The organism is Haladaptatus halobius, assembly GCF_020618475.1.
Lineage (GTDB): Archaea > Halobacteriota > Halobacteria > Halobacteriales > Haladaptataceae > Haladaptatus > Haladaptatus halobius.
Window position 1 is genome coordinate 2,843,354 of record NZ_CP085335.1, and the last position, 24,384, is coordinate 2,867,737.

General features: G+C 63.0%; 30 protein-coding genes and 1 tRNA gene. 14 read left to right on the forward strand and 17 right to left on the reverse strand.

Annotated features, from left to right (window positions below):
* Nucleotides 1-20: 20 nt before the first annotated feature.
* Nucleotides 21-344 carry a DUF7130 family rubredoxin-like protein gene (locus LIW51_RS16515; protein WP_227375182.1) on the reverse strand — a complete coding sequence of 108 codons (324 nt, stop codon included), beginning with the start codon at nucleotides 342-344 and terminating at the stop codon, nucleotides 21-23.
* Between the two features lie 197 nt (nucleotides 345-541).
* Here LIW51_RS16515 and LIW51_RS16520 point away from each other — a divergent pair, with 197 nt between their 5' ends.
* The 4 genes from LIW51_RS16520 (at nucleotide 542) to LIW51_RS16535 (ending at nucleotide 2,755) form a co-directional block, all read left to right on the forward strand.
* Entirely contained in the window at nucleotides 542-862 is a 321-nt protein-coding gene (locus LIW51_RS16520) for a hypothetical protein (RefSeq protein WP_227375183.1), read from the forward strand.
* A 68-nt stretch (nucleotides 863-930) separates the two neighbouring features.
* Entirely contained in the window at nucleotides 931-1,743 is an 813-nt protein-coding gene (gene pheA, locus LIW51_RS16525; RefSeq protein WP_227375184.1) for a prephenate dehydratase, read from the forward strand.
* Between the two features lie 42 nt (nucleotides 1,744-1,785).
* Entirely contained in the window at nucleotides 1,786-2,223 is a 438-nt protein-coding gene (gene hsp14 / locus LIW51_RS16530; RefSeq protein WP_227375185.1) for an archaeal heat shock protein Hsp14, read from the forward strand.
* 79 nt (nucleotides 2,224-2,302) lie between these two features.
* The gene (locus tag LIW51_RS16535) at nucleotides 2,303-2,755 is read left to right on the forward strand and encodes a peroxiredoxin (protein ID WP_227375186.1); all 453 of its coding nucleotides are present in this window, start codon (nucleotides 2,303-2,305) and stop codon (nucleotides 2,753-2,755) included.
* Between the two features lie 335 nt (nucleotides 2,756-3,090).
* On the opposite strand, the gene LIW51_RS16540 is transcribed toward LIW51_RS16535, so the two are convergent.
* Nucleotides 3,091-3,390: a hypothetical protein gene (locus tag LIW51_RS16540; RefSeq protein ID WP_227375187.1), complete on the reverse strand. Its 300-nt coding sequence runs from the start codon at nucleotides 3,388-3,390 to the stop codon at nucleotides 3,091-3,093.
* A 123-nt stretch (nucleotides 3,391-3,513) separates the two neighbouring features.
* Here LIW51_RS16540 and leuS point away from each other — a divergent pair, with 123 nt between their 5' ends.
* Entirely contained in the window at nucleotides 3,514-6,459 is a 2,946-nt protein-coding gene (gene leuS / locus LIW51_RS16545) for a leucine--tRNA ligase (protein ID WP_227375188.1), read from the forward strand.
* Nucleotides 6,460-6,555: 96 nt separating this feature from the next.
* Nucleotides 6,556-6,783, forward strand: coding sequence for a DUF7535 family protein (locus tag LIW51_RS16550; protein ID WP_227375189.1), 228 nt, complete (start codon nucleotides 6,556-6,558; stop codon nucleotides 6,781-6,783).
* Here the strand turns inward: LIW51_RS16550 and LIW51_RS16555 are convergent, their stop codons facing one another.
* From LIW51_RS16555 to thsB, 3 genes are all read right to left on the reverse strand, one after another.
* A complete protein-coding gene (locus LIW51_RS16555) occupies nucleotides 6,784-7,770 on the reverse strand; it encodes an ornithine cyclodeaminase family protein (RefSeq protein ID WP_227375190.1) in 987 nt (328 codons plus the stop codon). It abuts the gene before it with no gap.
* 127 nt (nucleotides 7,771-7,897) lie between these two features.
* Nucleotides 7,898-8,410 (reverse strand): hypothetical protein, encoded by a 513-nt coding sequence (locus tag LIW51_RS16560; protein WP_227375191.1) that lies wholly within the window; start codon nucleotides 8,408-8,410, stop codon nucleotides 7,898-7,900.
* A 180-nt stretch (nucleotides 8,411-8,590) separates the two neighbouring features.
* The gene (gene thsB / locus LIW51_RS16565) at nucleotides 8,591-10,252 is read right to left on the reverse strand and encodes a thermosome subunit beta (RefSeq protein ID WP_368411746.1); all 1,662 of its coding nucleotides are present in this window, start codon (nucleotides 10,250-10,252) and stop codon (nucleotides 8,591-8,593) included.
* A 235-nt stretch (nucleotides 10,253-10,487) separates the two neighbouring features.
* Between thsB and rtcA the strand changes: the two genes are divergently transcribed.
* The gene (rtcA, locus tag LIW51_RS16570; RefSeq protein WP_227375192.1) at nucleotides 10,488-11,528 is read left to right on the forward strand and encodes an RNA 3'-terminal phosphate cyclase; all 1,041 of its coding nucleotides are present in this window, start codon (nucleotides 10,488-10,490) and stop codon (nucleotides 11,526-11,528) included.
* 40 nt (nucleotides 11,529-11,568) lie between these two features.
* Here rtcA and LIW51_RS16575 read toward each other — a convergent pair whose 3' ends face one another.
* The 3 genes from LIW51_RS16575 to LIW51_RS16585 all read right to left on the reverse strand — a co-directional run bounded on the left by LIW51_RS16575 (nucleotide 11,569) and on the right by LIW51_RS16585 (nucleotide 12,724).
* Nucleotides 11,569-11,739 carry a hypothetical protein gene (locus LIW51_RS16575; protein WP_227375193.1) on the reverse strand — a complete coding sequence of 57 codons (171 nt, stop codon included), beginning with the start codon at nucleotides 11,737-11,739 and terminating at the stop codon, nucleotides 11,569-11,571.
* Nucleotides 11,740-11,823: 84 nt separating this feature from the next.
* Nucleotides 11,824-12,039 carry a DUF7344 domain-containing protein gene (locus LIW51_RS16580; protein ID WP_227375194.1) on the reverse strand — a complete coding sequence of 72 codons (216 nt, stop codon included), beginning with the start codon at nucleotides 12,037-12,039 and terminating at the stop codon, nucleotides 11,824-11,826.
* Nucleotides 12,040-12,106: 67 nt separating this feature from the next.
* Nucleotides 12,107-12,724: a CAP domain-containing protein gene (locus LIW51_RS16585; RefSeq protein ID WP_227375195.1), complete on the reverse strand. Its 618-nt coding sequence runs from the start codon at nucleotides 12,722-12,724 to the stop codon at nucleotides 12,107-12,109.
* 210 nt (nucleotides 12,725-12,934) lie between these two features.
* On the opposite strand from LIW51_RS16585, the gene LIW51_RS16590 reads away from it, so the two are divergent.
* Nucleotides 12,935-13,120, forward strand: coding sequence for an HVO_2922 family protein (locus tag LIW51_RS16590; protein ID WP_227375196.1), 186 nt, complete (start codon nucleotides 12,935-12,937; stop codon nucleotides 13,118-13,120).
* A gap of 52 nt (nucleotides 13,121-13,172) precedes the next feature.
* Here the strand turns inward: LIW51_RS16590 and LIW51_RS16595 are convergent, their stop codons facing one another.
* The 5 genes from LIW51_RS16595 to ilvA all read right to left on the reverse strand — a co-directional run bounded on the left by LIW51_RS16595 (nucleotide 13,173) and on the right by ilvA (nucleotide 15,483).
* Nucleotides 13,173-13,556: an ABC transporter permease subunit gene (locus LIW51_RS16595; RefSeq protein WP_227375197.1), complete on the reverse strand. Its 384-nt coding sequence runs from the start codon at nucleotides 13,554-13,556 to the stop codon at nucleotides 13,173-13,175.
* Nucleotides 13,524-13,605: transfer RNA gene (locus LIW51_RS16600), tRNA-Ser, on the reverse strand. The genes LIW51_RS16595 and LIW51_RS16600 overlap by 33 nt, the downstream gene beginning before the upstream one ends.
* A gap of 42 nt (nucleotides 13,606-13,647) precedes the next feature.
* Nucleotides 13,648-13,836 carry a DUF7981 family protein gene (locus tag LIW51_RS16605; protein WP_227375198.1) on the reverse strand — a complete coding sequence of 63 codons (189 nt, stop codon included), beginning with the start codon at nucleotides 13,834-13,836 and terminating at the stop codon, nucleotides 13,648-13,650.
* Between the two features lie 2 nt (nucleotides 13,837-13,838).
* On the reverse strand, nucleotides 13,839-14,219 hold the full coding sequence (locus tag LIW51_RS16610; protein ID WP_227375199.1) for a Rid family detoxifying hydrolase: 381 nt from the start codon (nucleotides 14,217-14,219) through the stop codon (nucleotides 13,839-13,841).
* Nucleotides 14,220-14,271: 52 nt separating this feature from the next.
* Nucleotides 14,272-15,483 (reverse strand): threonine ammonia-lyase, encoded by a 1,212-nt coding sequence (ilvA, locus tag LIW51_RS16615; protein ID WP_227375200.1) that lies wholly within the window; start codon nucleotides 15,481-15,483, stop codon nucleotides 14,272-14,274.
* 212 nt (nucleotides 15,484-15,695) lie between these two features.
* Between ilvA and LIW51_RS16620 the strand changes: the two genes are divergently transcribed.
* Nucleotides 15,696-18,038, forward strand: coding sequence for a DEAD/DEAH box helicase (locus LIW51_RS16620; protein ID WP_227375201.1), 2,343 nt, complete (start codon nucleotides 15,696-15,698; stop codon nucleotides 18,036-18,038).
* On the opposite strand, the gene LIW51_RS16625 is transcribed toward LIW51_RS16620, so the two are convergent.
* The gene (locus LIW51_RS16625) at nucleotides 18,007-18,660 is read right to left on the reverse strand and encodes an HAD family hydrolase (RefSeq protein ID WP_227375202.1); all 654 of its coding nucleotides are present in this window, start codon (nucleotides 18,658-18,660) and stop codon (nucleotides 18,007-18,009) included. The genes LIW51_RS16620 and LIW51_RS16625 overlap by 32 nt on opposite strands.
* Before the next feature lie 75 nt (nucleotides 18,661-18,735).
* On the opposite strand from LIW51_RS16625, the gene LIW51_RS16630 reads away from it, so the two are divergent.
* Nucleotides 18,736-19,467: a PDDEXK family nuclease gene (locus tag LIW51_RS16630; RefSeq protein WP_227375203.1), complete on the forward strand. Its 732-nt coding sequence runs from the start codon at nucleotides 18,736-18,738 to the stop codon at nucleotides 19,465-19,467.
* A gap of 291 nt (nucleotides 19,468-19,758) precedes the next feature.
* Nucleotides 19,759-20,028, forward strand: coding sequence for a DUF7553 family protein (locus tag LIW51_RS16635; RefSeq protein ID WP_227375204.1), 270 nt, complete (start codon nucleotides 19,759-19,761; stop codon nucleotides 20,026-20,028).
* Nucleotides 20,029-20,044: 16 nt separating this feature from the next.
* On the opposite strand, the gene LIW51_RS16640 is transcribed toward LIW51_RS16635, so the two are convergent.
* The 3 genes from LIW51_RS16640 to LIW51_RS16650 all read right to left on the reverse strand — a co-directional run bounded on the left by LIW51_RS16640 (nucleotide 20,045) and on the right by LIW51_RS16650 (nucleotide 22,035).
* On the reverse strand, nucleotides 20,045-20,671 hold the full coding sequence (locus LIW51_RS16640; RefSeq protein ID WP_227375205.1) for a ferritin family protein: 627 nt from the start codon (nucleotides 20,669-20,671) through the stop codon (nucleotides 20,045-20,047).
* Nucleotides 20,672-20,730: 59 nt separating this feature from the next.
* The gene (locus tag LIW51_RS16645) at nucleotides 20,731-20,973 is read right to left on the reverse strand and encodes a DUF7511 domain-containing protein (protein ID WP_227375206.1); all 243 of its coding nucleotides are present in this window, start codon (nucleotides 20,971-20,973) and stop codon (nucleotides 20,731-20,733) included.
* A 195-nt stretch (nucleotides 20,974-21,168) separates the two neighbouring features.
* Entirely contained in the window at nucleotides 21,169-22,035 is an 867-nt protein-coding gene (locus LIW51_RS16650) for a sulfurtransferase (RefSeq protein ID WP_227375207.1), read from the reverse strand.
* A gap of 242 nt (nucleotides 22,036-22,277) precedes the next feature.
* On the opposite strand from LIW51_RS16650, the gene LIW51_RS16655 reads away from it, so the two are divergent.
* The 3 genes from LIW51_RS16655 (at nucleotide 22,278) to LIW51_RS16665 (ending at nucleotide 24,357) form a co-directional block, all read left to right on the forward strand.
* Nucleotides 22,278-23,057, forward strand: a complete 780-nt coding sequence (locus LIW51_RS16655) for a sulfurtransferase (RefSeq protein ID WP_227375208.1) — start codon at nucleotides 22,278-22,280, stop codon at nucleotides 23,055-23,057.
* A 301-nt stretch (nucleotides 23,058-23,358) separates the two neighbouring features.
* On the forward strand, nucleotides 23,359-23,826 hold the full coding sequence (locus tag LIW51_RS16660; protein ID WP_227375209.1) for a twin-arginine translocation signal domain-containing protein: 468 nt from the start codon (nucleotides 23,359-23,361) through the stop codon (nucleotides 23,824-23,826).
* 135 nt (nucleotides 23,827-23,961) lie between these two features.
* A complete protein-coding gene (locus LIW51_RS16665) occupies nucleotides 23,962-24,357 on the forward strand; it encodes a hypothetical protein (protein WP_227375210.1) in 396 nt (131 codons plus the stop codon).
* The last annotated feature ends 27 nt before the right edge of the window (nucleotides 24,358-24,384 follow it).

The following is a 24,384-nucleotide window of genomic DNA, read 5'->3' on the forward strand; positions in this document are numbered from 1 at the left end:
GGTGGTCGGGGGTGAAAAACTCAGTCTTCCGTCCAGTAGTAGAGTTCCTCTTTCGGGACACCGCAGTTCGGGCACTCGTCCGGAAGGCCTTCGTCCAATTCACCCATCTCCCCGCAGTTCGTGCATCGCCACATCAGCTCGGCTTCGCCGAACTCATGGCCCGACCGAGCGTGGCCGACGGAGAGGGCTTCGTAGCCGTCCCGCATCGTGGCGTAGAAGCCGCTTTTGTCGAATCCGCGGATGGTACCGATCTGCTGGTCGTCCTCGTCGTAGACGGCCTGTCCGAGGTCGAGCTGTTCCACGTCCGTATCCTCGTCCGGTTTTTCTCCAGAATCGCCCACCATGGCTGAAGTTTCGTCGTTCACCACCTTAAATCCGACCGCCAACTAGCGTTTCCACGGTCATCGACTGCAGATCTGTCGGTCGGCAGTGCGATTCGTCGGGCCGACGAATCGCGGACGTGTTTGCCGGCATGCATATGCAGCCACCGGGCTCTTCCGTCAATCGAGTGAACGAAAGGAACGCCCGAAACGGGAGATTCATGGAAACCGATATCCAGTTCGATTCGAAATACAGTCAGGTGACGACGGAGCACGAGACCATCGAGCAGTGGGTCGAAGACCGCGGCGGCGAGCCTGCGACCGTCGAAGCCACCGCCGACGACGGCGCGGGAATCCTCCGTCTCCAGTTTCCGGATACCGCCGACGACCACGACGAGTTGGTGCCCGTCGAGTGGGACGAGTGGTTCGAGAAGTTCGAGTCCGAAGACCTCGCGTTTGTCTACCAAGTGAAGACCGAGAGCGGAAACACGAGCCGATTCTACAAACTGGTCGATAGGAAGACCGCCCGACAGCACTCCTGAAACCGTAGTGGGCGCAGAATCTGTCGCCCCCGACGCGCTTTTGCCCGCCGAACCGAAACCCACCGCGCATGCAAGCAGTCACGCTCGGCCCGGCAGGAACTTATTCGCATCGTGCCGCCAGCGCGGTCGCGGACGACGTCGAGTTCCGCGAGTCGGTCACCGCCATTGTCGAAGCGGTCGTCGACGGCGAGTACCCTCGCGGCGTCGTGCCGATAGAGAACAGCATCGAAGGGAGCGTCACCGGAACGCTCGACGCCCTCGCCGAGAACGACGTGGCGGTTGTCCGCGAACTCGTGACGCCGATTCGCCACGCACTGCTCGCCCGGGGCGAGGAGTTCGAGACGGTCGCCAGCCACGCGCAGGCGCTCGCGCAGTGCCGGACGTACCTCGAAACCGAGTATCCCGACGTAAAGCGGGAAGCAGTCGCCAGCACCGCTCGCGGCGTCGAACGCGCCCGCGACGACCCTTCCGTGGCGGCCATCGCCCATCCAGACAACGCCGAGGAACTGACCGTCCTCGCCGAGGATATTCAAGAACGAACTTCGAACGCGACGCGGTTTTTCGTCGTCGCACCCGCGAACGAGCGCGCGCTCGCGGGCGGGAAAACCTCGCTCGTCGTCTATCCGGGTGCGAACTACCCCGGACTCCTGTTGGCGCTCCTCGAACCGTTCGCTGAGCGGGACATCAACCTCACCCGGGTCGAGTCGCGCCCGAGCGGCGAACGCCTCGGCGACTACGTCTTCCACCTCGATTTCGAGGCGGGTCTGTACGAAGACCGCGCCGAACAGGCCGTCGCGGAGATCGAAGCTCTCGCCGATAAGGGATGGGTGCGCCGCCTCGGTTCGTACGACACCGAGCACGTCCTGTTCGAGTCGGCGTGAACTATTAGGTACCGGGCGACAAACCTCCCTCGGGGTGAAAGGATGGCCAGACGAAGGAATCCATTCGACGAAATCGAAGAGATGATCGAACGAATGAGCCGCCAGTTCGAAGGCATGGGTCGGCAACTTGAATCCGGCGGGATGGACTGGCAGACCGGCGGGATGTCGCTCGACGTGGCCGACCACGGCGACGAGTTGGTCGTCACCGCCGACCTGCCCGGCTTCGAGAAGGAGGATATCGATATCACGCTGCGGGACGACCGCCTCCGAATCGCGGCCGAGCATGAAGAGGAGACGGAGGAGGGCGGTGAGGAGTACATCCGGCAGGAGCGAAGCCGACGCTCGATGAATCGAACCGTCACGCTTCCCGATTCGGTGGACGAATCGAACGTCTCCGCGGAGTACCGAAACGGCGTATTGACGGTGACGCTGCCGAAAGCCGACGAAAGCGACGAGTCGCACGACATCGAAGTGAGCTAACTCCCGGCTTCGGGCCGACTCTCCCGCTGGGGGTAGCCAAACCACAAGCGGCTTTTTCCTCCGGGCGCTATCGTCGGATATGACCCTCGAAGCAGGCAACGACGCGCCCGACGTGGCGGCGACCAACCAGCATGGCGAGACGGTTTCGCCGCCCTTCGAAGCGCCGACGGTGCTGTACTTCTACCCGCGCGACGACACGCCCGGTTGCACGGTCGAGGCGAAGCAGTTCGACGAGGAACTCGAAACGTACCGCGACGCCGGCGTGGCGGTGTACGGCGTCTCGACCGACGACGTACGGAGTCACGAGTCCTTCGCGGAGAAGTACGACCTCGGCTTCGACCTGCTGGCCGACCCGGAGGGGGAGATAGCGGACGCCTTCGGCGTCGAAGTCGAGCAGGACGCCGCCCCTCGAACGACCTTCGTCATCGCGGAGGGCGAGGTGCAGGCGGTCTATCGCGGAGTCGACCCCGACGGGCACGCCCGCGAGGTGTTGTCCGAGATGCTGGACGAGCAACTCGTGGCGTTGGAGTAAGGATGTTTTCGACCCGTTTTCGGTTCGTTTTCTTTCGGATGAATCAGTTACTCTCTGCTCTTTTCGAGATGATTCTACAACCGAAATGACGGGGGTTTTCTGGGACTTCGTTACTGTGAAAATCCGTTTGCTTTCCGAAATGTTCTACCGTAGTGTATCGAGTGGAATCAAACCAGTCGCGTAATTTCCTCGACCGTCTCGGCCGTAACCGATTTCCACTCCTCGGGTCACTCGCCGCCCCGTTTCGGCGGCGTAAGCCCGAACGTCACGGGATAAAACGAGACGCACTCGAACGACTCCGCCGCGACGCTCTCGACGAACTCCGCGACTTCGCGCTACGAGGATACCCCGCCCGAGGCGAGGTCGTAGTACCCCGTGAACAACTGAAACACGGCGATTCGGTCGTACCCCGCCAGTTCGCCCTCATCCACGTAGTAGAACAGTTTGGCCGTGTTGTTGGCAGGGTCGGCCCTGTGCCACTCCAGTTCGACCGCGACGAAGGAGTCGTCGGTGCGACCCACCACGTCCACCGGAGTGCGCCGGATTCGGTGTTCTGTCACCCACACGAAGCGCGGCAGTCGCTCGGCGAGGGTGTCGCGGATGCGGTCGCGCGCGGCCTCGGCGAAATCGCCCACGAGCTGGCCCCACTCGGATCGGTCGTATCAGTCTTTCGACTCGTGGGCAATAATTGCCGCAACCTGACAGGGCGGACAGTCAAGTATGGTTGTTCTTTTAATCGTCAGTGCGAAAGAGGGTGTATGGACTACGACCCACGGGAAATCGAATCGAAGTGGCAGTCTCGATGGGCGGACGAGGGCCGGTACGAGGTCGACCCGTCCGATTCGGAAGCCACCTTCGTCACCGTACCGTACCCCTATCCGAGCGGGGGGATGCATATCGGACACGCGCGAACCTACACCGTGCCCGACGTGTGGGCGCGCTACCGCCGACTGCAGGGCGACAACGTCCTGTTCCCCATCGCGTGGCACGTCACCGGGACGCCCATCGTCGGGGCCGTCGAACGCCTGAAGAAGCGCGAAGAGAACCAGATGCGGGTCTTGCAGGACATCTACAACGTCTCCGACGAGGATCTGAAAGAGATGGAGACGCCGATGGGGTTCGCCCGCCACTTCATCGAGAACAGCTACAAAGCGAACATGAAGTCGCTAGGGCTGTCCATTGACTGGCGGCGCGAGTTCACGACGAACGACGAGCGTTACTCCAAGTTCATCACGTGGCAGTACGAGACCCTGAAGGAGCGCGGTTTGCTGGAGAAGGGACTGCACCCCGTCAAATACTGTACGAACGAAAAGAACCCCGTCACCACCCACGACCTGCTGGAGGGCGAGGAGGCCGAGTTTCAGGAGTACACGCTGGTCAAGTTCGGCTGGTCGGAGGACGACCGCAACGTGACAGTTCCGATGGCGACCCTGCGCCCCGAGACGGTTCACGGCGTCACGAACGCCTACATCGACCCCGACGCCGACTACGTCGAGGCCGACGTGGACGGCGAGCGATGGCTGGTCTCCGAGAGCGCGGCCGAAAAGCTGGAACTGCAAGCCCACGACGTCGAAGTCCGCGACCACTTCACAGGGAAGCGACTGGTCGGCGAGCACGTCACGAACCCCGTCACGGGCGACGACGTGCTCGTCCTGCCCGCGGAGTTCGTCGACGCCGACAACGCGACGGGGGTCGTCATGTCCGTTCCGGCCCACAGCCCCGACGACTGGGTGGCTTTGCAAAAGGCGAAGAGCGCGGCGCGCCGCGCCGCGGAACGATCGAGCGGTGACGAGCCGCGAGACGACGACTCCCGGATGGAGCGGTACGGCATCGACCCCGCCGAAGTCCGCGCCATCGAACCGAAGGCGATCATCGACGTGGAGGGCTACGGCGAGTTCCCCGCGAAGGACGCGGTCGAGGAACACGGCGTCACGGACTCGGCGGACCCCGCGCTGAAGGAGGCCACGCAGGAAGTCTACAACCGCGAGTTCCACGGCGGAACCCTGCGCGAGATGTACGGCGACTACGCCGGCGAAGTCGTCGAGGATGTGCGCGACGACCTGAAAGCCGAGTTCCAGCGACGGGGATCGTTCGGGTCGATGCACGAGTTCAGCGAGGAGGTTGTCTGTCGCTGCGGCGGTGCCGTGGAGGTCGCCGAGCAAGAGACGTGGTTCCTGCGCTACAACGACCCCGAGTGGAAGGAGAAGGCCCACGAGGCGGTCGCCGGACTGGACGCCATCCCCGAGAACACCCGTGAGCAGTACGATCACACCGTCGACTGGCTGAACGAGTGGCCCTGCATCCGAAACTACGGGTTGGGGACGCGACTGCCGTGGGATCCGGACTTCGTCATCGAACCGCTGTCCGATTCGACCATTTACATGGCGTACTACACCGTCGCCCACCGACTGGCGGACGTGCCGCCTGAGGAGATGGACAAGGCGTTCTTCGACACGCTGTTTTTCGGGGGCGAGGCGCAACGCGCCTCGGAAAGCGCGAACGGCGAGGCCGTGAGCGAGGCGGTCGATACCCCCGACGAAACCGCGCTCTCACTGCGCGAGGAGTGGGACTACTGGTATCCCGTCGATTATCGCTGTTCGGGCAACGACCTCGTCAGCAACCACCTGACGTTCTTCCTGTTCCACCACGCAGAACTGTTCGAGAAGCCGAACTGGCCGCAGGGCATCACGGTGATGGGCATGGGACTGCTGGAAGGCGAGAAGATGTCCTCCTCGAAGGGTCACGTCGTCCTGCCGGAGGAGGCCATCGAGAGGTACGGAGCGGACACGGTGCGCTTCTTCCTGATGAACAGCGCCGAACCGTGGCAGGACTACGACTGGCGCTCGGAGCAGGTCGAGAGCACGCAGAACCAACTGCGACGGTTCTGGAACCGATCGATGGATATTATCGAGGGCGAACTGGGAGAGCGCGACCTGCGACGGATCGACCGCTGGTTGCTGTCGAAATTGCAGACGACGGTGCGGGAAGCGACCGAAGCGATGGATCGGTTTGAGACGCGCACCGCGAGTCAAGCCGCCTTCTACGGCTTCGAGGAGCACCTGAAATGGTATCGCAAGCGCACCGACGCGGACCGGCCGGGCGCGCGCTGGACGCTGCAAGAGGTTCTGCGAGCCCGCCTGCGCCTGCTGGCTCCCTTCGTCCCGTTCATGGCGACGGAACTCCACGAGCGCCTGACGGGCGACCCCATCGCCGACGCCGAGTGGCCGGAGCCGAACCCTGAGTTCGAGAGCACCGCGACCGAAGTCGAGGAGGAACTGGTCGAGGGGTTGACCGAGGACGTGCGCGACATCGTGGACGTGACCGACACTGACCCCGAGACGGTTCGGGTGTACGTCGCCGCCGACTGGAAGGGGAAAGTACTCTCAGAAGTCGTCGAGAGCGGCCCCAACGTCGGCGCAGTGATGGGCGAGGTCATGCAGGACGCGGAACTGCGCGAGAAGGGCGACGAAGTGAACCAACTCGTGCAGAAACTCGCGGAGGACGTGCGCGAACGTCCGAGCGAACAGGTCGCGGTGCTGTCGGAGGTCGACGAACTGGCGGTGTACGAGGACGCCCGCGACTTCTTCGAACGCGAGTTCGACTCCGAGGTGGAGATCTACCGCGAGGGCGAGGACGCTTACGACCCCTTGGACAAAGCCCGCCACGCGACGCCGTTGCGACCCGCCGTGCATCTGGAAGGATAGAATAGCTCCAGTTTCTGCCTCGGTCTCGTCTACGCCGCCGAAATCGAAGTATCCCTCGTGAGAACGCTTATCTCCCTCTCCGCCGTCCTTTCCACTATGAGTCAGGGGGACTCCGGAGCCGAACCGGTCAGAAAAGCGCTTCGAACCGTCACGCCGCCGTTCCGCGGACACCCGGACAACGAGATGAACGCCATCGGCATCGCGCTGTTTCTCGGTCTCGTCGTCCTACTGCTACCGCTCCTGCCGTTTCTCGCCATCGTGTGGCTCATCTCGAAACTAACGGAAGCGGTCGCGCAGAAGGCGCCCGTCGGCGACGAAGAGTGATCAGAATCCGATAAGGTCGAAGGGATAGCCGTTGTCGTTCTCGTTTGCGTGCTCGTAGACGACGTGGGCCGCCGCCACGTCCTGAATCGCCAGCCCGGTGCTGTCGAAGACGGTGACGCCGTCATCGTCCGTCCTGCCGTCCAGCTCGCCGACGACGATGTCGCCGATGTCGCCGTGGATGTCGTCGTCCGAGAGAACGCCCGCGTTGTACGGGACGTTGATTTCGCCGGAGTGGGTGGTTTGGGCGTGGTCGTCAATGACGAGTTTCGCGTTCAACAGAACTTCGTCGGCGAGTTCGTGTTTGCCCTCCGCGTCCGCACCCATGGCGTTGATGTGGGTGCGCTCGCCGACGGCCTCGCGGGAGACGATGGGTTTCTCGACGGGCGTCACCGTCGAGAGTACGTCACAGGCGGCGGCGTCCGAGATCGAGCCGGCGCGAACGTCGAACTCATCGTCGAAGTAGTCGATGAATCGCTCGACCGCCTCCTCGTCTATGTCACTGATGACGACTTCCTCGATGGGGCGAACCTCCGAGATGGCTTCCAACTGCGTGTAGGACTGGACGCCCGCGCCGATGAGGCCCATGCTCGTCGCGTCCTCGACGGCGAGATAGTCGGTTGCGACCGCCGCCGCCGCGCCCGTGCGCTTCATCGTCAGTTCGGTGCCGTCCATGATAGCCAGCGGGAAGGCCGTCTCGGGGTCGCTGTAGATCATCGTCCCCATGACAGTCGGTAGGTCGAAACTGTCGGGGTTGTCCGGGTGGACGTTCACCCACTTGATGCCCGCGGCGTCCCAGTTGTCGGCTTCCAAGTAGGCGGGCATGGAGCGAAAGTCGCCGTTGTACTGCGGCAGGTCGATGTAGGATTTCGCGGGCATCTGCGCGTCACCGCGTGCGTAGGCCGCGAACGCATCCTCGACGGCCCGGATGAGTTCCGGCATCTGTGTGTTCTCGTCTACGGCGTCCCGATTGAGTAGTAGTGTTTCCATACTCAGAAGATTCCGATGGACACCACTTAGTTCCATCTTTCGCGGTTTTCAGGTGGCTTTCGCAGTCGCTCGTGGAGATTTCGGATTTTTCTGGAGAACCGTTCGGAGGATGGTCGGCGCGCGTATTTCAGTTGTGTCCGCGCCCGGCTATCTTCACATCGTCCCGCCCGGCCAGTCCGTGCTCGCCGGACTCGTCTCGCTCCCACCGCAGTTCGGCCTCCGACTCGTCTCCATCGAACCCGGCATCCTGCATCAGGAAGTGAAGAACGAGGTCGTCGGAACCGTCGTCATCGACGTCTTCGACGTGCCCCTCGTGAACCGGTCGTGCACCGCCACCGGAGGCGACGGACTCGGGCGCACCGAATCGGTATCGAACGTCCTCGCTGGTCGGGTCGAACTCGTCTGTTCGGAGGACGGCGACGGGAACGACGCCGCAACTGCGCGGGTTGATGGAGTTCGATTCGCTTCCGGGTTTCACATCGATTTCGAGTTTCGGCGGGAAGTGGGCGACCGCGGTACCGCTGAGCGTCGGCACTGCGAATGCGGTCACAGCAACCCCGGCACCGGCTTTCAGTAGTCGACGGCGACCGGTCTGATGTCGATTCGTCTCGTCCACCGAGTTACCCTTCTGGTTAGACACGGTGTTCGGGAGTCGTCACGGCGGACGAATAGCGGTTCTGGCGCGATTCTCGAAAATGCGTGTCACCTTTCTTGAACGTGATGAAAACGCACCGCTAACCACCGAGCCCTCTAAAAACTGCGTGAATTAGTCGAGAAGCGGTACGGTGAATTGGACGTGGAAATCAGTTTACGCCTGAATTCACATCGCACCGCCCATGCCGCCCATGCCACCCATGCCGCCCATACCGCCGGGGGCACCGCCGGGCGCACCGCCTTCGTCGCCACCTTTGTCGGTGGAGAGGTCGCCGGCGGAGATGATGTCGTCGATTTTGAGCACGAGGTTCGCGGCCTCTGTCGCGCTGGAGAGCGCCTGCTCTTTGGCGTGGGCCGGTTCGACGACGCCGCTGTCGAAGGTGTCCTCGACGTCGCCGCTGAAGACGTTCAGGCCGGCGCGTTTGTCGCCGTCCTCGTGGGCCGCGCGGAGGTCGACCAGCGTGTCGATGGAGTCGAGTCCGGCGTTCTCGGCGAGCACGCGCGGAACGAGTTCGAGCGAGTCGGCGAACGCCTCGACGGCTAACTGTTCGCGGCCTTCGACACTGTCGGAGTAGTCGCGGAGTCGGGAGGCGAGTTCGACTTCGATGGCACCGCCGCCGGAGACGACGCGACCGTCGCTGACGGTCTGGGCCACCACGTCGAGCGCGTCAGTGATTCCACGCTCGAGTTCGTCGACGACGTGGTCGGTGGAGCCGCGCAGAAGCAGCGTCACGCCGTGGGCGTCGTCGCCGCCTTTCACGTAGAACAGCTCGTCGGCATCGTCACGGGTGACGCTGCCCGTCCCGACGTCGTCCTCGGAGGCGCTGTCGAGGTCGGAGACGATGTTCACGTTGAGGACTTCGCGGAGGAACTGGATGTCGCTCTTTTTGCTGCGGCGGACGGCGAGGATGCCTTCCTTGGCGAGGTAGTGCTGTGCGAGGTCGTCGATGCCCTTCTGGCAGAAGACGACGTTCGCGCCGGTCGCCTTGATCTGCTCGACTTTCTCTTTCAGCTGGGCCTCCTCGCGGTCGAGGAAGCTCTTGAGCTGGTCGGGGTCAGTGATGGAGACTTCGGTGTCCACGTCTGTCTCCTCGACCTCGACGGCTTCGTTGAGTAGGAGGATCTTCGCATCCCCGACCGACGTGGGCATGTTGTCGTGGACGGGGTCTTTGTCGATGACCGCGCCTTCGAGCAGTTCGGACTCGCCCGCGGCGCGGCCCGTCTGCGTCTCGATGTTGACGTATTCGAGGTCGACGGTGTCTTCGACGGTGACGCCGCGAACCGCGTCCACGATAATCTGGCTGAGAGCTTCCTTGTTCAGTTCGGCTCCTTTGCCGGTCATGCTGGTCTCGGCGACCTTCCGGAGGAGGTCTTCGTCGTCGGTGTCGACCTGCTCGGCGATGTTGTCTATCTCCTCGCGCGCCTTCTCGCTGGCGAGGTGGAATCCTTTGATGACCGCCGTGGGGTGGATGTCTTGTTCGAGGAGGTCTTGAGCGTTCTTCAGGAGTTCGCCGGTGACCGCGACGGCCGTCGTGGTGCCGTCGCCCGCCTCGTCCTCTTGGGTTTCGGCGACCTCGATAATCATCTCGGCCGTCGGGTTGTCGATATCCATCTCCTTCAGGATGGTGACGCCGTCGTTCGTGATGGTCACGTCGCCCATCGAATCGACGAGCATCTTGTCCATCCCTTTCGGGCCGAGTGTGGAGCGTACCGCGTCCGCGACGGCGCGCGCCGCGGTAATGTTGTGCTCCTGCGCGTCCTTGTCCTTGACGCGCTGGGCGTCCTCGGACATCACGATCATCGGCTGACCTTGCATTCGCTGACTCATAGTACAGGAGCGACTATGATTGCGATTCTATATAAATCTTTATCTACCGACCTCAGCGGCCGCTCCGCTATCTCTTCCAAATCCCCGCAAAATCGTACGAATACGGCGTTTATCCCGTTTAACTGTGGTGATCGTTAGCACGAGTCTATACCGTTCACCGACGGTACGAAGCGGTGGTTTATATACTCTACTGCTGATAGCGGGGCTTTTCACGCCCCGCTCCGTATCTCGGTCGATGCACTCGCTCGACGGTTCGACCGGCGGAGGGCAACTGCTCCGGTCTGCGCTCTCGCTCGCGGCGCTCTCGGGCGAGTCGTTCCGGATGACCGGGATTCGATCGAACCGAGCGAATCCGGGTCTTCGAGCGCAACACCTCACCTCCGTCCGCGCCGTCGTCCGTGCGTGCGACGCCGACGTACACGGTGACGCGGTCGGTTCCGAGGCACTGACCTTCCGCCCCAATGTAGCCCACGGCGGTCGGTTCGCCATCGACGTGGGCACCGCCGGAAGTGTCACGCTCGTCTTCGACGCGCTGTTGCCGCTAGCGACGACGCTCGACCGACCGCTCGCCGTCACGGTCACCGGCGGTACCGACGCGAGATGGTCACCACCGGTCGAGTATTACCGCGAAGTGAAACTTCCCCTCTGTCGCCGGTTCGGGATACAGGCCGCGGTCGACGTCGCTCGAACCGGCTATTACCCGGCGGGCGGTGGCGAAGCGACGCTGTGGCTCGCCCCGTCGTCGCTTTCCGAGATCGAACTCACCGACCGCGGGTCGCTCGCGGGCGTCCGGGTGTACTCGAAGGCGTCGACGTCGCTCGCGGCCCGGAACGTCGCGGAACGGCAGGCCGAAGCGACCCGTGACCGACTCACCGAGGCGGGTCACTCCGTCGCCGAACGCCGAGTGACGTACGCGAAATCGAACTCGCCCGGCAGTTCCTTGCTCGTCCGCGCGGACTACGACCGCTCGCTAGTCGGGTTCGACGCGCTGGGTGAACGGGGCGTTTCCGCGGAAGACGTGGCTGCGAGTGTCGTGGACTCGTTTCTCGACTTCGACGACGGTCGCGCCTCGGTCGACGAACATACGGCGGATCAGTTACTCGTCTTCCTCGCGCTCGCGGGCGGACGCGTCTCCATCCCGCGGGTGACCGACCACGTCGAAACGAGCCTCGAACTACTGTCCGCATTCGGATACGACGTGTCGCTCGTCCGCGACCCTCATCCGGTTCTCGTCGCCGATCACGTTTCGTCCGGCACTTCCGTGTACCCGCGGTAGACGTTTCACTGGAGGTAGATGTGGGCCGCCCCCGAGAGCGTCACCAACGAACCGAGTCCGACGCCCACAAGGTGGTTGGAACGAGACCGAGTGGGTCGGCGTCAAGCCACGTACCGGCGACGAGCACGAGGCTGATGCAACCCAGCGCGAAGTAGTACTCCGACCACGGGAAGTCGTTGTCAGGGACGAGTTCTAGGTACACGTCCAACATCTCGGCGCGCCCGGTCAGCGCGATGTTTCCGTAGGCCGGGTCGTACTCAACGAAGCCCGTCTCGTCGAGTTTCGGAAGGTGCGCCTACTGGAGGGTGTTGTACACTCGCTTTCGCTGTTTCGAGGTCACGTCGTTCTCCCACGTCGCGATCTGCGTCACCAGTTCGCCGATTTCGACCGACCCCTCGCATCGCCGGAGATGGTGGAGCGCGTACCGCCGCCGATTGCTCAGCACCTGGAGGACGATGTCTCTCGACAGCGGTGCAACTGTTCCCTCCGTCTCACTCGTTCGTTTGCTCATCTATCGCTCGTCCGAATCAAACACCCGTTTTCGATAGTATCAGAGAATAAACTTAATTTTTTATCATTTAACAGAAGTTCTCCGTGGCGAAGATGCGTCCGTTTTCGGCGTAGTAGACGCCGATTCCTTCGTGCTCCCAGTTCTCGGAGAGGATGTTCTCCCGGTGACCCGTCGAGTTCATCCACTGCGAGACGACGCCCCGGGCGAGTTCCTCGGCGGTTCGATAGCGCACCACCGACCCGTCGTCGGCTCTGACCCGCCGGTCGAAGTAGGTGTACGCGATGTTCTCGCCCGCGCCCCGAAGACAGTAGTAGTCCGCGTTTCGATAGCGGTCGCCGGGGTCGGTGCCGGATGGCGCGACGTGCGCGAAGTAGTTTTCGCGGGCCATCCCGGCGCTGTGGTTGCGCGCGATGTCGCGCAGCGCGGCGTCGAATTCGAGGGGGGCAAGTCCCCGCTCGGTTCGCTCCTCGTTCACGTAGACATGGATGTAGAACTCGACCCAGCGACGGAAACGCGGGTCGCCCGGGTCGGTCAACGCCGCCGGTCGGTCGTCGGGCACTTCGACGACCTCCGCTCCCTGTAGCGAGTCGAGCGTCCCCTCGCCGGGGACGGGATAGCCGGTGAGATATGCGCCGAAAAACAGCATCGCGGCGAGGACGAGGACGAGTGGGACGAACGAGCGCATTCGTCTTTCCTTCGACCCGAAGAAAGATGAACCCCGTGTACGGAATCTCGCTTTCTTCGGAGTACGATTCGCTTCCTTCGCGGTCACCACCGTCCCTCTCATCCCGTCTCACTCGATTCACATCCTGACGCGCAGCCGACGAGTAGACGGTTCGGAAAACCGTCAGAAAACGGGGTATTACGTTGGTCGCGCCCGTATCTACGAGCGTTGATGAGCAAAGCAACCTTCGAACTGTATCAGGATGCTCGTGACGAATGGCGCTGGCGACTGGTTCACGACAACGGAAATATCATCGCAGACAGTGGCGAAGGGTACAAACGACGAAAGACGGCGGAGAACGGTATCGAAAGCGTTCGAGAGACCGCACCCGATTCTGCGGTCGAAGAAGTAGCGTAACTGCTCCCATCGTTCGTTTTTCTCGACGGCACTCGGTTCGTTCCGAGTTTCTTCACTCGTACTCCACACGGGGGTCGATGACGGCGTACGCGATGTCTTGGACGAGATTTCCGGCCAACCCGACGAAGATGGGGAGCATCGTCGTCGCCAGGATAAGACCCGCATCCCGCGCTTTGATGGCTTGGAACGCGAGTGTTCCGAAGCCGGGCAGACCGAACACCATCTCGACGACGAGGACGGTGACGAACAGGATGGTGAGCGTCTCCGCGAAGAACAAGCGTCCGCCGCGAGGCACCCGGCGGCGTGTTACTTGCACGAGAAGGCGGTCGCGGACGAAGAGTGGGAGTGGGCGTCGGTGGATTAAACTGTTGACTATTGGAGTTTTGGCCCGTCCATCCGAAAACGCCGGGACTGGGATTTGAACCCAGAATCCCATACGGGAACACGCTTTCCAGGCGTGCGCTTTGCCATTCGGCCATCCCGGCCCGTTCGTTCGTAACCAGGTGTCGCGTTTAAAGGCTTCTGTTCTAATCGAGGTACCCGTCCGCGACGTAGGTGAGAATCGGCACGCCGACCCCCACGACGAGCGCCGCGCCGACCTTCACCCCGACCGTGTAGCGATAGTCCGTGTAGAGTTCGTACCCTTGCAGGAGGACGAGAAAGGCGAGGACGTCGATGACCCCCCACAGGAGACTCGACTTGACGCGTGGATTCACGCTCACTCGCTGCTAGCGATGGCTTCGATTTCGACGCCGACGCCCTTCGGGAGGTTGGCGACCTCGACGGCGCTTCGGGCGGGCGGGTTGTCTTGGAAGTACTCCTTGTAGGATTCGTTCATCTCGTCGAAGTTCGAGATGTCGTCCAGGAAGACGGTCACCTTCAGCACGTCCTGCATGGTCAGCCCTTCCTCTTCGAGGATGCCCTTGACGTTCTCCAGACTCTGACGCGTCTGTACCGCGATTTCTTCGTCGTCCAGCAGGTCGCCGTCGGGGGTCATCGGAATCTGTCCGGCGGTGAACACGAGATCGCCGTTCGTCGTCGCCTGACTGTACGCACCGACCGCCTCCGGGGCATCCTGCGTGCTGATGACGCGTTTCATACAGGTGTGTTCACCCGACGGAACTTAAACCTACGTCAAAAGGAGACGAAACTCAAACGAGAACTTCCACGTCGAAGCCACTTTCTCGTAGCGATTCTAGCAACTCGTCGACGTGTTCGGTTCCGCGAGTTTCGAGGTCGAGTTCCACCTCCGTCGCGTTCATGCCGATGTCGCGGGAGGTGCGGTCGTGCTGGATGGCGTAGATGTTCGCTTGTGCCTCGGCGATGACGTCTAACAGTTCGCGGAGCGATCCGGGCCGGTCTTTGAGCACGGTGCGGATCTTCAGGTAGCGTCCCGTCTCGACCAGTCCGCGCATGATGACCGTCGTGAGGACGTTCATATCGATATTGCCGCCGCTCAACACCGGGACGACGACCTCGTCGTCGGCGTACTCGAACTTCCCGTCGAGGATGGCCGCGAGGGAGACCGCACCCGCCCCCTCCACCAGCGTCTTGCCGCGTTCGAGGAGGTAGGCGAGCGCCACCGCGGTTTCGGAGTCCGAGACGGTGACGACCTCGTCGACGCGGGAGTCGATGACCTCGAACGTCCGCTGGCCCACGCTCCGAGTGGCGATACCGTCCGCGATGGTGTCCACGCTCTCCAACGTCTGCACCGACCCCTTCCGGAGCGAGTCGGCGACGCTCGACGCGCCCTCGGCCTGGACGCCCACGATTCGCGCGTCGGGATTGCGGCCCTTAATCGCGGTTGCGATGCCGCTGATGAGGCCGCCGCCCCCCACGGGGACGACGACGGTTTCCGCCTGGGGCAGGTCGTCCAGTATCTCCAGTCCGATGGTTCCCTGTCCGGCCATCACCGCCTCGTCGTTGAAGGCGTGGACGTAGGTGCGTCCTTCTTCCTCCTCGATCTGGTGGGCGCGTTCCGCGGCCTCGTCGTAGTCCTCGCCGTGGAGGACGGTCTCCGCGCCGTAGCTCTGGGTCGCCCGAACCTTCGAGATGGGGGCGTGTTTCGGCATGACGATCTTCGAGTCCACGCCGCTTCGCGTGGCCGCCAGCGCGACCCCCTGCGCGTGGTTGCCCGCGCTGGCGGTGACGACGCCCGCCTCCTGCTCCTCGTCGGAGAGCGTTTCGATGCGGTTGGTCGCCCCGCGAATCTTGAACGACCCGGTGCGCTGGAACGTCTCTAGTTTCAGGTGTACTTCCGCGCCCGTCATCCGAGAGAAGGTGTGAGAGTAGTCGAGCGGTGTGTGCCGGGCGGTCTCGGCCACCCGTTCGCGGGCCGCCAGCACGTCGTCGAGTTCTAACATGGTGTTCGGTAGTTTTCGAGGTCGCTTTATGGTTTGGGAAGTCGGGTGGGGGTTCGATCGCGGGTAATTTCGGTGGTGTCGAATCGTCCGTTAGAGCGGTAGCTAGCGTCCCACTTACGCCTCCTCCATCTCGTCACGGTCCGACGCTCGCTATCCGACACATCAGTCCGGTAAGGAAACGCCTTTCCCCTCCCCGCTCCGCCTACGAAACGATGCAGGTCTCCGAGGTGGTTCCCGAGTTCGAGCAGGCGTTCTCCTTCGAGGAGTTCAACCGGATGCAACGCGAGATGCTTCCCGCGCTGCTCGACAGCGACGATAACGTCGTCGCCAGTGCGCCCACGGCCAGCGGTAAAACCGCGCTCGCGGAACTCGCCATCTGTAAGGCGCTCCGCGACGGCGGCACCGCGCTCTTCATCGCGCCGCTCCGGGCGCTGACGAACGAGAAGGAAAGCGATTGGGAACGATTCGAGGAATTGGGCCACTCCGTCTACGTCGTCACGGGCGAGCGCGACTTGAATCCGCGCCGGGCCGAGCGCGCCGACATCCTCGTGATGACGCCGGAGAAGACCGATTCGGCGACCCGGAAACACAACTCGGCGCGCTACTCTTTCATCACCGACGTGGACTGCTGCGTCATCGACGAGGTCCACCTCCTCGATTCGGAGAAGCGCGGGAGTGTCCTCGAAGTGACCATCTCCCGTCTGCGCCGACTCTGTGACCCCCGAATCGTCGCGCTCTCGGCGACCATGCCGAACGTAGACGACGTGGCGGAGTGGCTGGACGCTCCGCCGGAGACCACATTCGAGTTCGGCGACGACTACCGCCCGGTCGACCTCCACGCCGACGTGAAGACGTACACCCACGGCGACAACTCCTTCGCGGACAAGTACCGCCGGCTCTACCGCGCGCTCGACCTCGCCGAACCGCACGTCCGCGACGACGGGCAGGCGCTCGTCTTCGTCGCCTCCAGGCAGGACACCGTGCAGGCAGCGAAGAAGACCCGCGACGAGATCGCGGAGCGCGACCTGCCCATCGGTGCGCGCGGCGACTACGATTTCCACACCGAGACCCAAGAGCTTCGGAACGAGACGCTCCGCAACTCCGTCCTCGACGGCGTGGCCTTCCACCACGCGGGACTGGCGAAGAACGACCGCGACCTCGTGGAGGAGTGGTTCCGCGCCGGGAAGATCCAGTTTCTCTTCTCGACCTCGACGCTCGCGTGGGGTGTCAACCTCCCCGCCAGATGCGTCGTCCTGCGCGACACGAAGCTCCACGACCCCCTCGAAGGCGAGGTGGACATGAGTCCCCTCGACGTGCTCCAGATGCTCGGACGGGCGGGAAGGCCCGGCTACGACGACGTGGGTTACGGATGGGTCGTCTGCGACCACGCGGACGCCGACAAGTACCGCAAACTGCTCCGCGACGGCAAGGAGATCGAGTCCAGACTGGCGGAAGACCTCGATTCACATCTCAACGCCGAGATAGCGATGGGCACCATCTCGGACTTGGAGGACGTGATGTCGTGGCTCGAAACGACGTTCTACTACGTCCGCGCGAAGAGCAAGCCCGAGCAGTACGACTTCGAGAACCACCGAGAACGCGTCCGAGCCACCCTTGAACGCCTCGTCGACCGCGGGTTCGTGGAGACTGGCGACGACCTCGGCATCGAGGGGACGCCCCTCGCCATGCTCACATCGAAGTTCTACCTCGATCTCGACACGGCGGAGCGGTTCCGCGCCCTCTCGAAGCGAGAAACTATCGACGCGCCCGCCGTCCTCGAAGCGGTCGCCGGAGCCGCCGAGTTCGACAGCGTGAGCGCCCGCCAGTCCGAGCGCGACGCCGTCAACTCCGTGCTCGTCGGACAGGACTCCGGCGACCTCGAAGCGGGCGGGAGGAAGGTGCTCGCCATCCTTCGCTCCAGCATGACCGGTTCGACGCCCGGCAAACTGCGAAGCGACGCGTGGGTCATCCAGCAGAACGCGGTTCGACTCCTCGCCGCGCTCCGCGCCTTCCTGAAGAGACTCGACCGCCCCGCCGCCGCGAACCTCGTCACCCGCGTCGAAGCCCGCGTCGAGAACGGCGTGGGCGCGAACGCGGTCGGCCTCACCGCCATCGACGGGGTCGGCGCCGGCCGGGCGAGCAAACTGGCGACGGAAGGCCTCGAAACGCCCGCCGGCGTGCGCGAGACCGGCGTCGACGGCCTCGTCGACGCGGGCCTCTCGGAGGGCGTCGCGGAGCAGGTCGAAGCGAGCGCCCGCGACCTCCCCGATATCGAGATCGAGTGGGGCGACTTCCCCGAGCGAATTGATCGCGGTGAGAACGATATGCGAGAAGTCGTCCTGCGAAATAGCGGGCAGGGCGAGCAGGCGGCGGTCGAAGTCACCGTCAACGGCGTGGAGATGACCGCGAAAACGACCTACCTCGACGGGGACACGATGGTTCCGGTCGGCGTCTTCGGCGGCACCGACGACGAGATGGAGTTCGTGGTTCGCGTCGTGTTCCCCGACCTGCCGCTCCTGCCGCTCACCGACTCTCGGTCGGTGCGCGTAGACTGAGCAGTTCCTCGCGCAGTTCGGCGGGCGACGAGACAACCACGTCCGCCGCCGAGAGGTCGAGTTCCTTCGCGCCGTTCGGGTAGCCGACGCAGTACGTCCCCGCCCGAACCGCCGACTCGACACCGTTTTCCGAATCCTCGACCGCGGCGCACTCGTCGGCTCGTCGGTCGAGTCGCGCCGCCGCGTACTCGTAGATGGCCGGTTCCGGCTTCCCCGGAACGTCGATATCCTCGGCGCTCACGATCTCGGCGAAATCGAGATCGAAGCGGTCGAGCACGATCTCGATCCAGTCGTGGGGAGACGAGGAGACGAGCGCAATCTCGGTCTCTCGGTCGCGCAACTCGTCGAGCAGGTCGTGGAATCCGTTCATCAGCGACACGCGCTCGCCGTAGATCTTCTTCGCAGCCTCGTCGTAGATGGCGACGAACTCCTCTTTCGTGGCCGTCGTCCCGTACTCCGAATCGAGGTAGTCGTAAATCTCGCGGTAGTTCATTCCCGTTATCTCGTCGGCGGACACGTCGTCCACGCCGACCTCGGGGAAGATGGTCTCCTCTTCGAGTTCGACCCAGAAGTCCTCCGAGTTTACGACGACGCCGTCCATGTCGAACAGCACTGTCTTCATACCCTTCCCTTCTGCCGAGCGACCCAAAGCCCTTCTCCCGAACCTTTAAATCGAAAACCGCGACCACTCCGGCCCATGACCGACACGATACGCGTGTTCGCAGGCGACTGCACGATAACAACCGACGGAGACACCAAACAGCGCCGACGTGGCGAGGTGGTCGCCGTGCTGAAACCCGACGACACGCTGCTCGTTCACGACGTGGACGGCTACCAGCCGGTCGAGTGGCTCACGCGAGCCGAAACCGCCCACGCGACGCTCGACGGTGACACATTCACCCTCGTCGCAGCGACGAGCGATCGCCGTCTTCGAGTTGACTGTCACACCTGCTACAGCATCTCTCGGTTTCCCGGTTCGAAAGCGGGCATTCCGGTCGGCACCTGCCCGCACTGCGACGGCGCGCTCACGCAGGCGGACAGGAACGTCTCCTGTCTCGACTGTCGGCGGGAGTACCGTATCCCGCGCCGGGCGAGCGTCGGCGACGACACTTGCGAGTGCGGCCTGCCGACGATGTGCGTCGAGCGCGGCGAGCGGTTCGAACTCTGCATCGACCGCGACTGCAGAACCGTCCTCGACGCAGTCAGCGCGCGGTTCGACCGCGAGTGGGATTACCCGGACTGCGGAGCCGACCTCCGAATACTGTGGCGAGGCGGAATCATCGCCGGATGCGACCGGTATCCCGACTGCGAGACCGCGTTCGGGGTTCCCGAAGGGAGAATCGTCGAGTCCTGCACGTGCGGCCTCCCCGCGTTCCGGACGCGAACCGGACGGCGGTGTCTCGGCAGCGATTGCGCCGCTGTCGGGTAGGGGGACTGAGTCCGTTGCGGTGACTTCGTCGACGCTGTGCATCGGTGAAAAAGACTGGCGTATCGAAGCCGTAGCTACAGGTGGTTGGACTTCCCTCTTTCAGTCGAATGCGGTCGCCCTCTACATTCTGGGTGGATCGGGACTCTCCTGCGATTCTACGACTCCCGCGCCCGAGTCAGTCTTCGAATGAGGTGGTGCTCGGTTTCGTTCCGAACTCGTCGGTGTGTCACCGCTCTTTACGCTCTCGCGGTTGCCCATAGCACTAACTTTCTCGCATCCGTCTTCACGCACATGCCACGCGAGCAACTGGTGCAGGCGGCGGAGGAACTGAAAGAGGCCAGCGCGGGCGCTTCGGGCGAGACGAAAGACCGACTCGAATCCCAGGCCGAATCGCTCCGCAGTCTCGCGGAGGCCGAACACGGCCCGGATCACGGTCGACTCGACCGAATCATGCACGCGCTTTCGGAACTGAAACGTGAGGTGGACGAGGAGACGGCGGAGCGAGTCGACAGCGCCTACGACCACGTGAAAGCCCACCGAGAAACCGTTGGCGGGGTATGAGCCGTCCCGAACCCTGTCAGCAGACCGGTTTCGGATTGACGCCCATCGACTCCAGCGATTCGGTGTACTCCTCGTAGGCCGCCGAAATCGCGCCGCCGGCGGCTTCTTTCGCTTCGTCCCACTCGTCGTCGGAGCCGCACTCGTCCGCGAGTACTGGGAGCGTTTTTTCTAACTGTTCGTCCAAGTCCCCCTTCAGGTCGCGGAACAACTGGGCCGTCTGCGGGTCGGCCTGCCCCGTGAAAAAGCCCGTCAGTTGCGATTTCGATTTCTCGCTCGCCAGCGTGCGCCCGACGAATCCGCCAAGGCGCGCGCGCGTGCCGTCCAGTCCGCGCAGATACTCGTGGAGGGCGGGCGTCTCGCCGGGTTTGTGGTCGTCCACCTTCCCGGCGACCGTCTCGTAGTGCTCCGTTTCGGTCTCCGCGAGGCTGGCGAACAACTCTTTCGCGTCCGCGTCGTCTTCCTCGTCGGCCCATCCCTCGAACGTTCGACGGGCGGCGTGTTCGGAATCGGCGGCGGCGCGGAACACCTCGTCCGGTTCCATCTCGCCCCCCGTCGCGGCGTACAGCGACTTCGAGGAGCCGAGCCGCGAGAGGGCGGTTTCGTTCTCTTTGCGGACGGCTTCGACGAATTCGTCCGAGTCCATGCGCCGGAATACGGAGCCATCGGGTTTGTAACCACCGACCCCGGAAAGTGACGGTATACTCAGCGGCGTTCGTCCAGCGAGACGAAGACGTCGGCGTCGGCGGTTATCCAGCGAACCATCCGCTGGTGGCGAGTGGCGTCGGTCGGAAATATCGTGCACCTGTTCGGTCGGTCGTCGTACTCGACGACGACGGCCGACAGTTCGAACTGCGACGCAGTGGCACTCGATTTCGGTTCGGCCGAATCGGCGAAGGAATCGAAACGTCCGGTCGTCCCGTCCTCGTGAGGGTCGGTTGCTGCCACGGTAGAGAGATCTCCCCTCGTCTCGATAATCCCTGCTAATAGTTCTCAATAGCGGTACGTACCGCTCTCCAGTCGCTCGTTCACCCTCGATTCGGCCGCGAATAAACGGAACTTCGCGGTTTCCGACTGCTCGGCGGCCGTTCTTATCGCTGCGGTAGCGAAAAACAACTCCGTGTCCGTTCGGTCACTTCGCGGTTACTTTCCGCTACCGGTTTCGATGGGAGCGTCCACCAGATTACCCCACTCGGTCCACGAACCGTCGTAGTTCACGACGTTATCGTAGCCGAGTAGTTCCGACAGCGCGAACCACGCGATGGACGATCGCTCGCCGATGCGGCAGTACGCGACGACCTCTTGGTCGTTCGTGACGCCTTCGCTCTCGTAGAGGTCGCGGAGTTCATCGGCGCTCTTGAACGTCCCGTCATCGTTGACCGTCGCGGCCCACGAGACGTTCGACGCGCCGGGGATGTGGCCCCCGCGCTGAGCCGTCTCCTGCAATCCCGGTGGGGCGAGCACTTCGCCGCTGAACTCCTCGGGGCTTCGCACGTCCACGAGGGGTACGCCGCGGTCGATTGCCTTCTCCACATCGTCGCGGTAGGCGCGGATGCCCTCGAAGGGGCCGCGTGCGTCGTAGTTCTGCTCGGAGAAGTTCGGTTCCTCGTCGGTCGTCGGGTAGTCGTTCTCCAGCCAATAGTCGCGGCCGCCGTCGAGCAGGCGCACGTCGCGGTGGCCGTAGTATTTGAATTGCCAGTACGTGTAGGCCGCGAACCAGTTGGAGTTGTCGCCGTAGAGGACGACAGTGGAGTCCTCGCTGATACCGTGACTACCCAGGAGTTTCTCGAAATCGTCCTTTTCGAGGATGTCGCGTTGCGTCTGGTCTTGAAGCTGGGTCTCCCAGTTAAAACCGATGGCACCCGGCGCGTGGGCGTCGTCGTATGCTTCGGTGTCCACGTCTACTTCTACGAGGCGGTACTCCGGGTCGTCGCTCTGGAACTCGTCTAAGTGCTCTTCCACCCAATCGGCGGTGACGAGCACGTCCTTGGCGTAGTCACTGTTGCTCATGCACGTCTACATCTCTGCGCTCGGGTTATATTCTTGTTACTGCCGGAAGCTTCCGCCTTCTGTCGAGTATACCGGCAAATATAACCGCAAGATACGGACGATTCCGATCACTTTCACTACCAATCTTCCGTCACGTGACCGCCACCCGGAAAGATGCGGAAATGATTGCCGGAACCTCTGGTATCGCGCGTACTTCGACGGAACCCGGAGTGCTAAGGCCTTGGCGTCGCTACTCCCGAGCGATGCACGAGAACGTCGTGGTCTCCGCTGACTGGCTCGCCGAGCGACTGGACGAGGTTCGCGTCGTGGACGTGCGCGACGGCTGGGAGTACGAGGGAATCGGCCACCTACCCGGTGCGGTCAACGTCCCGTTCGACCGGTTCCGCTCCGCCGACGCGGACGACGCGGGGATGCTCCCCGGGGCCGAGACGTGGGCCGACCTGCTCGGCGGTGTCGGTATCGGAAACGACGACACCGTGGTCGCCTACGACGACATGCACGGTGTGTTCGCGGCGCGATTCCTCGTCACCGCGGAGCTGTACGGCCACGAGAATCTCCACCTGCTGGACGGCGATTTCAGTTCGTGGCAGAGCGAACACGAAACGACGACCGACGCGCCCGACCCCGAACCGACCGAGTATCGGGTTCGAGACTCCGAGGACTCCCCGCTCGTCGGACGCACGGAGATCGAAGCCGCCATCGACGACTCGGATGCGGTGCTCGTGGACACTCGCACCCCCGAGGAGTTCGCGGACGGACATCTCCCCGGCGCGATCAACGTCGATTGGCTCGACCTCGTCGACGACGAGACGAGGGGTCTGAAATCCCGCGATGAACTTCGCTCGGTTCTTGAAGCGAGCGGCGTCACGCCCGACCGGCGGATCGTCCTCTACTGTAATACCGCCCGGCGAATCAGCCACACGTACGTCGTACTCTCGCATCTCGGGTACGACGACATCGAGTTCTACGAGGGGAGTCTCACCGAGTGGATGGAGGCGGACGGCGAACTCGAAACGGGGTAGACGTCGCTCGTCATGAATTATTTCTGTACATGCCGTCTCCCCGCGCGCTCGAATCGCTAACGAAAGCTTCCCCGCTAACGAAGCGTAGATTCGTTCCCGTTGTTTTTCAGTAATCGTCGTGGATGGAATCGTAACGGAGGATACTGCGTCCCGGCGCAGATGCTCCCGCTACTCGGCGCTACCCGGCGCTCGGATGGGTGTAAACCTAACAATGATAGTTTTCCATTGGCCACCGAAACAGTCGCGGCCATTTATCTTCGGTTCCGGCCTATAGCTTGTCACCCCTAAAGGGGGGAAAGGGATGACTGAACGAGAAACACAAAACACGAAAAACGTTGAATCGCAAGAACGTCGGTCGTTCATGAAGAAGGGCGCACTCGCGACGGGTGCGCTCGCGTTGGGTCTCGGAAGCGCCGGCAGCGCGTCGGCGCAGGGTGCCAACGTGTTGGTGTACACGTACGACTACCACCCGAACGTGCAATTTCGCGTCGTGAATGCACTGGAGCAGTCGACGACGGTTCGGCTCCTCCAGCGCGCCGGCGGCGGCAACGTCCCCGAGATCAGCCAGCCGGACGACTACAACGCGTACATCATCCGCTACCAGCTGGGTGCCGGTCTTCAAGGCAGCCAGGGCCAGATCACGACGTTCGTCTTCGGCCGTGATCTCTCGCTGAGTTCGGGTGACACCCGTCGGTTCTCGGGTGACGCGTCGGTGTTCAGCAGCACGCTCAACCTGCTCAGCACCTCTGTCCAAGGAGGCGGCAGCTAACCGATTCGCCGTCGTTTCGGAGAGCAACGACACGACTTTGTACCATTTTTCGCCGACATCGATTCGTTCGTGAGTCGGCGGCCCATTTACGTACACCGCGACCGTACCAAGCAAAGCTATGTCAGGGGGGAAGCGATGAAAGGCGAGTTCGAAGGTATCCCGCCATCGGGAGGAGTCCCATCCAAACCGATCGCGCTTGATCAGGGGTCGAACGACGCCCAACCCACGGGTACCGCACTGGTATTCGCACGCGACTACTATCCGGGCGTATCGTTTCGCGTCGCGGCGAACCTTCCGATTCTCGTCACGGTCACTATCCTCAACCAACCGCCGGACGACGTACAGCTAATCTCGCAACCCGACGACTACAACGGCTACGTCATCAACTACGCGTACCGCGGGACGCCCATCTTCGCCTTCCTGTTCACGCGCCGATATCTGCCGACGGGGAGTCGCTATCGACTCGGGCAGAACGCAACCTACTTCAGTTCCAACCTGAACCTCATCGAAGCCCCGCTGACGGAACTGTAGCGCCGGTTCTATCTCGCGCCGATTTCG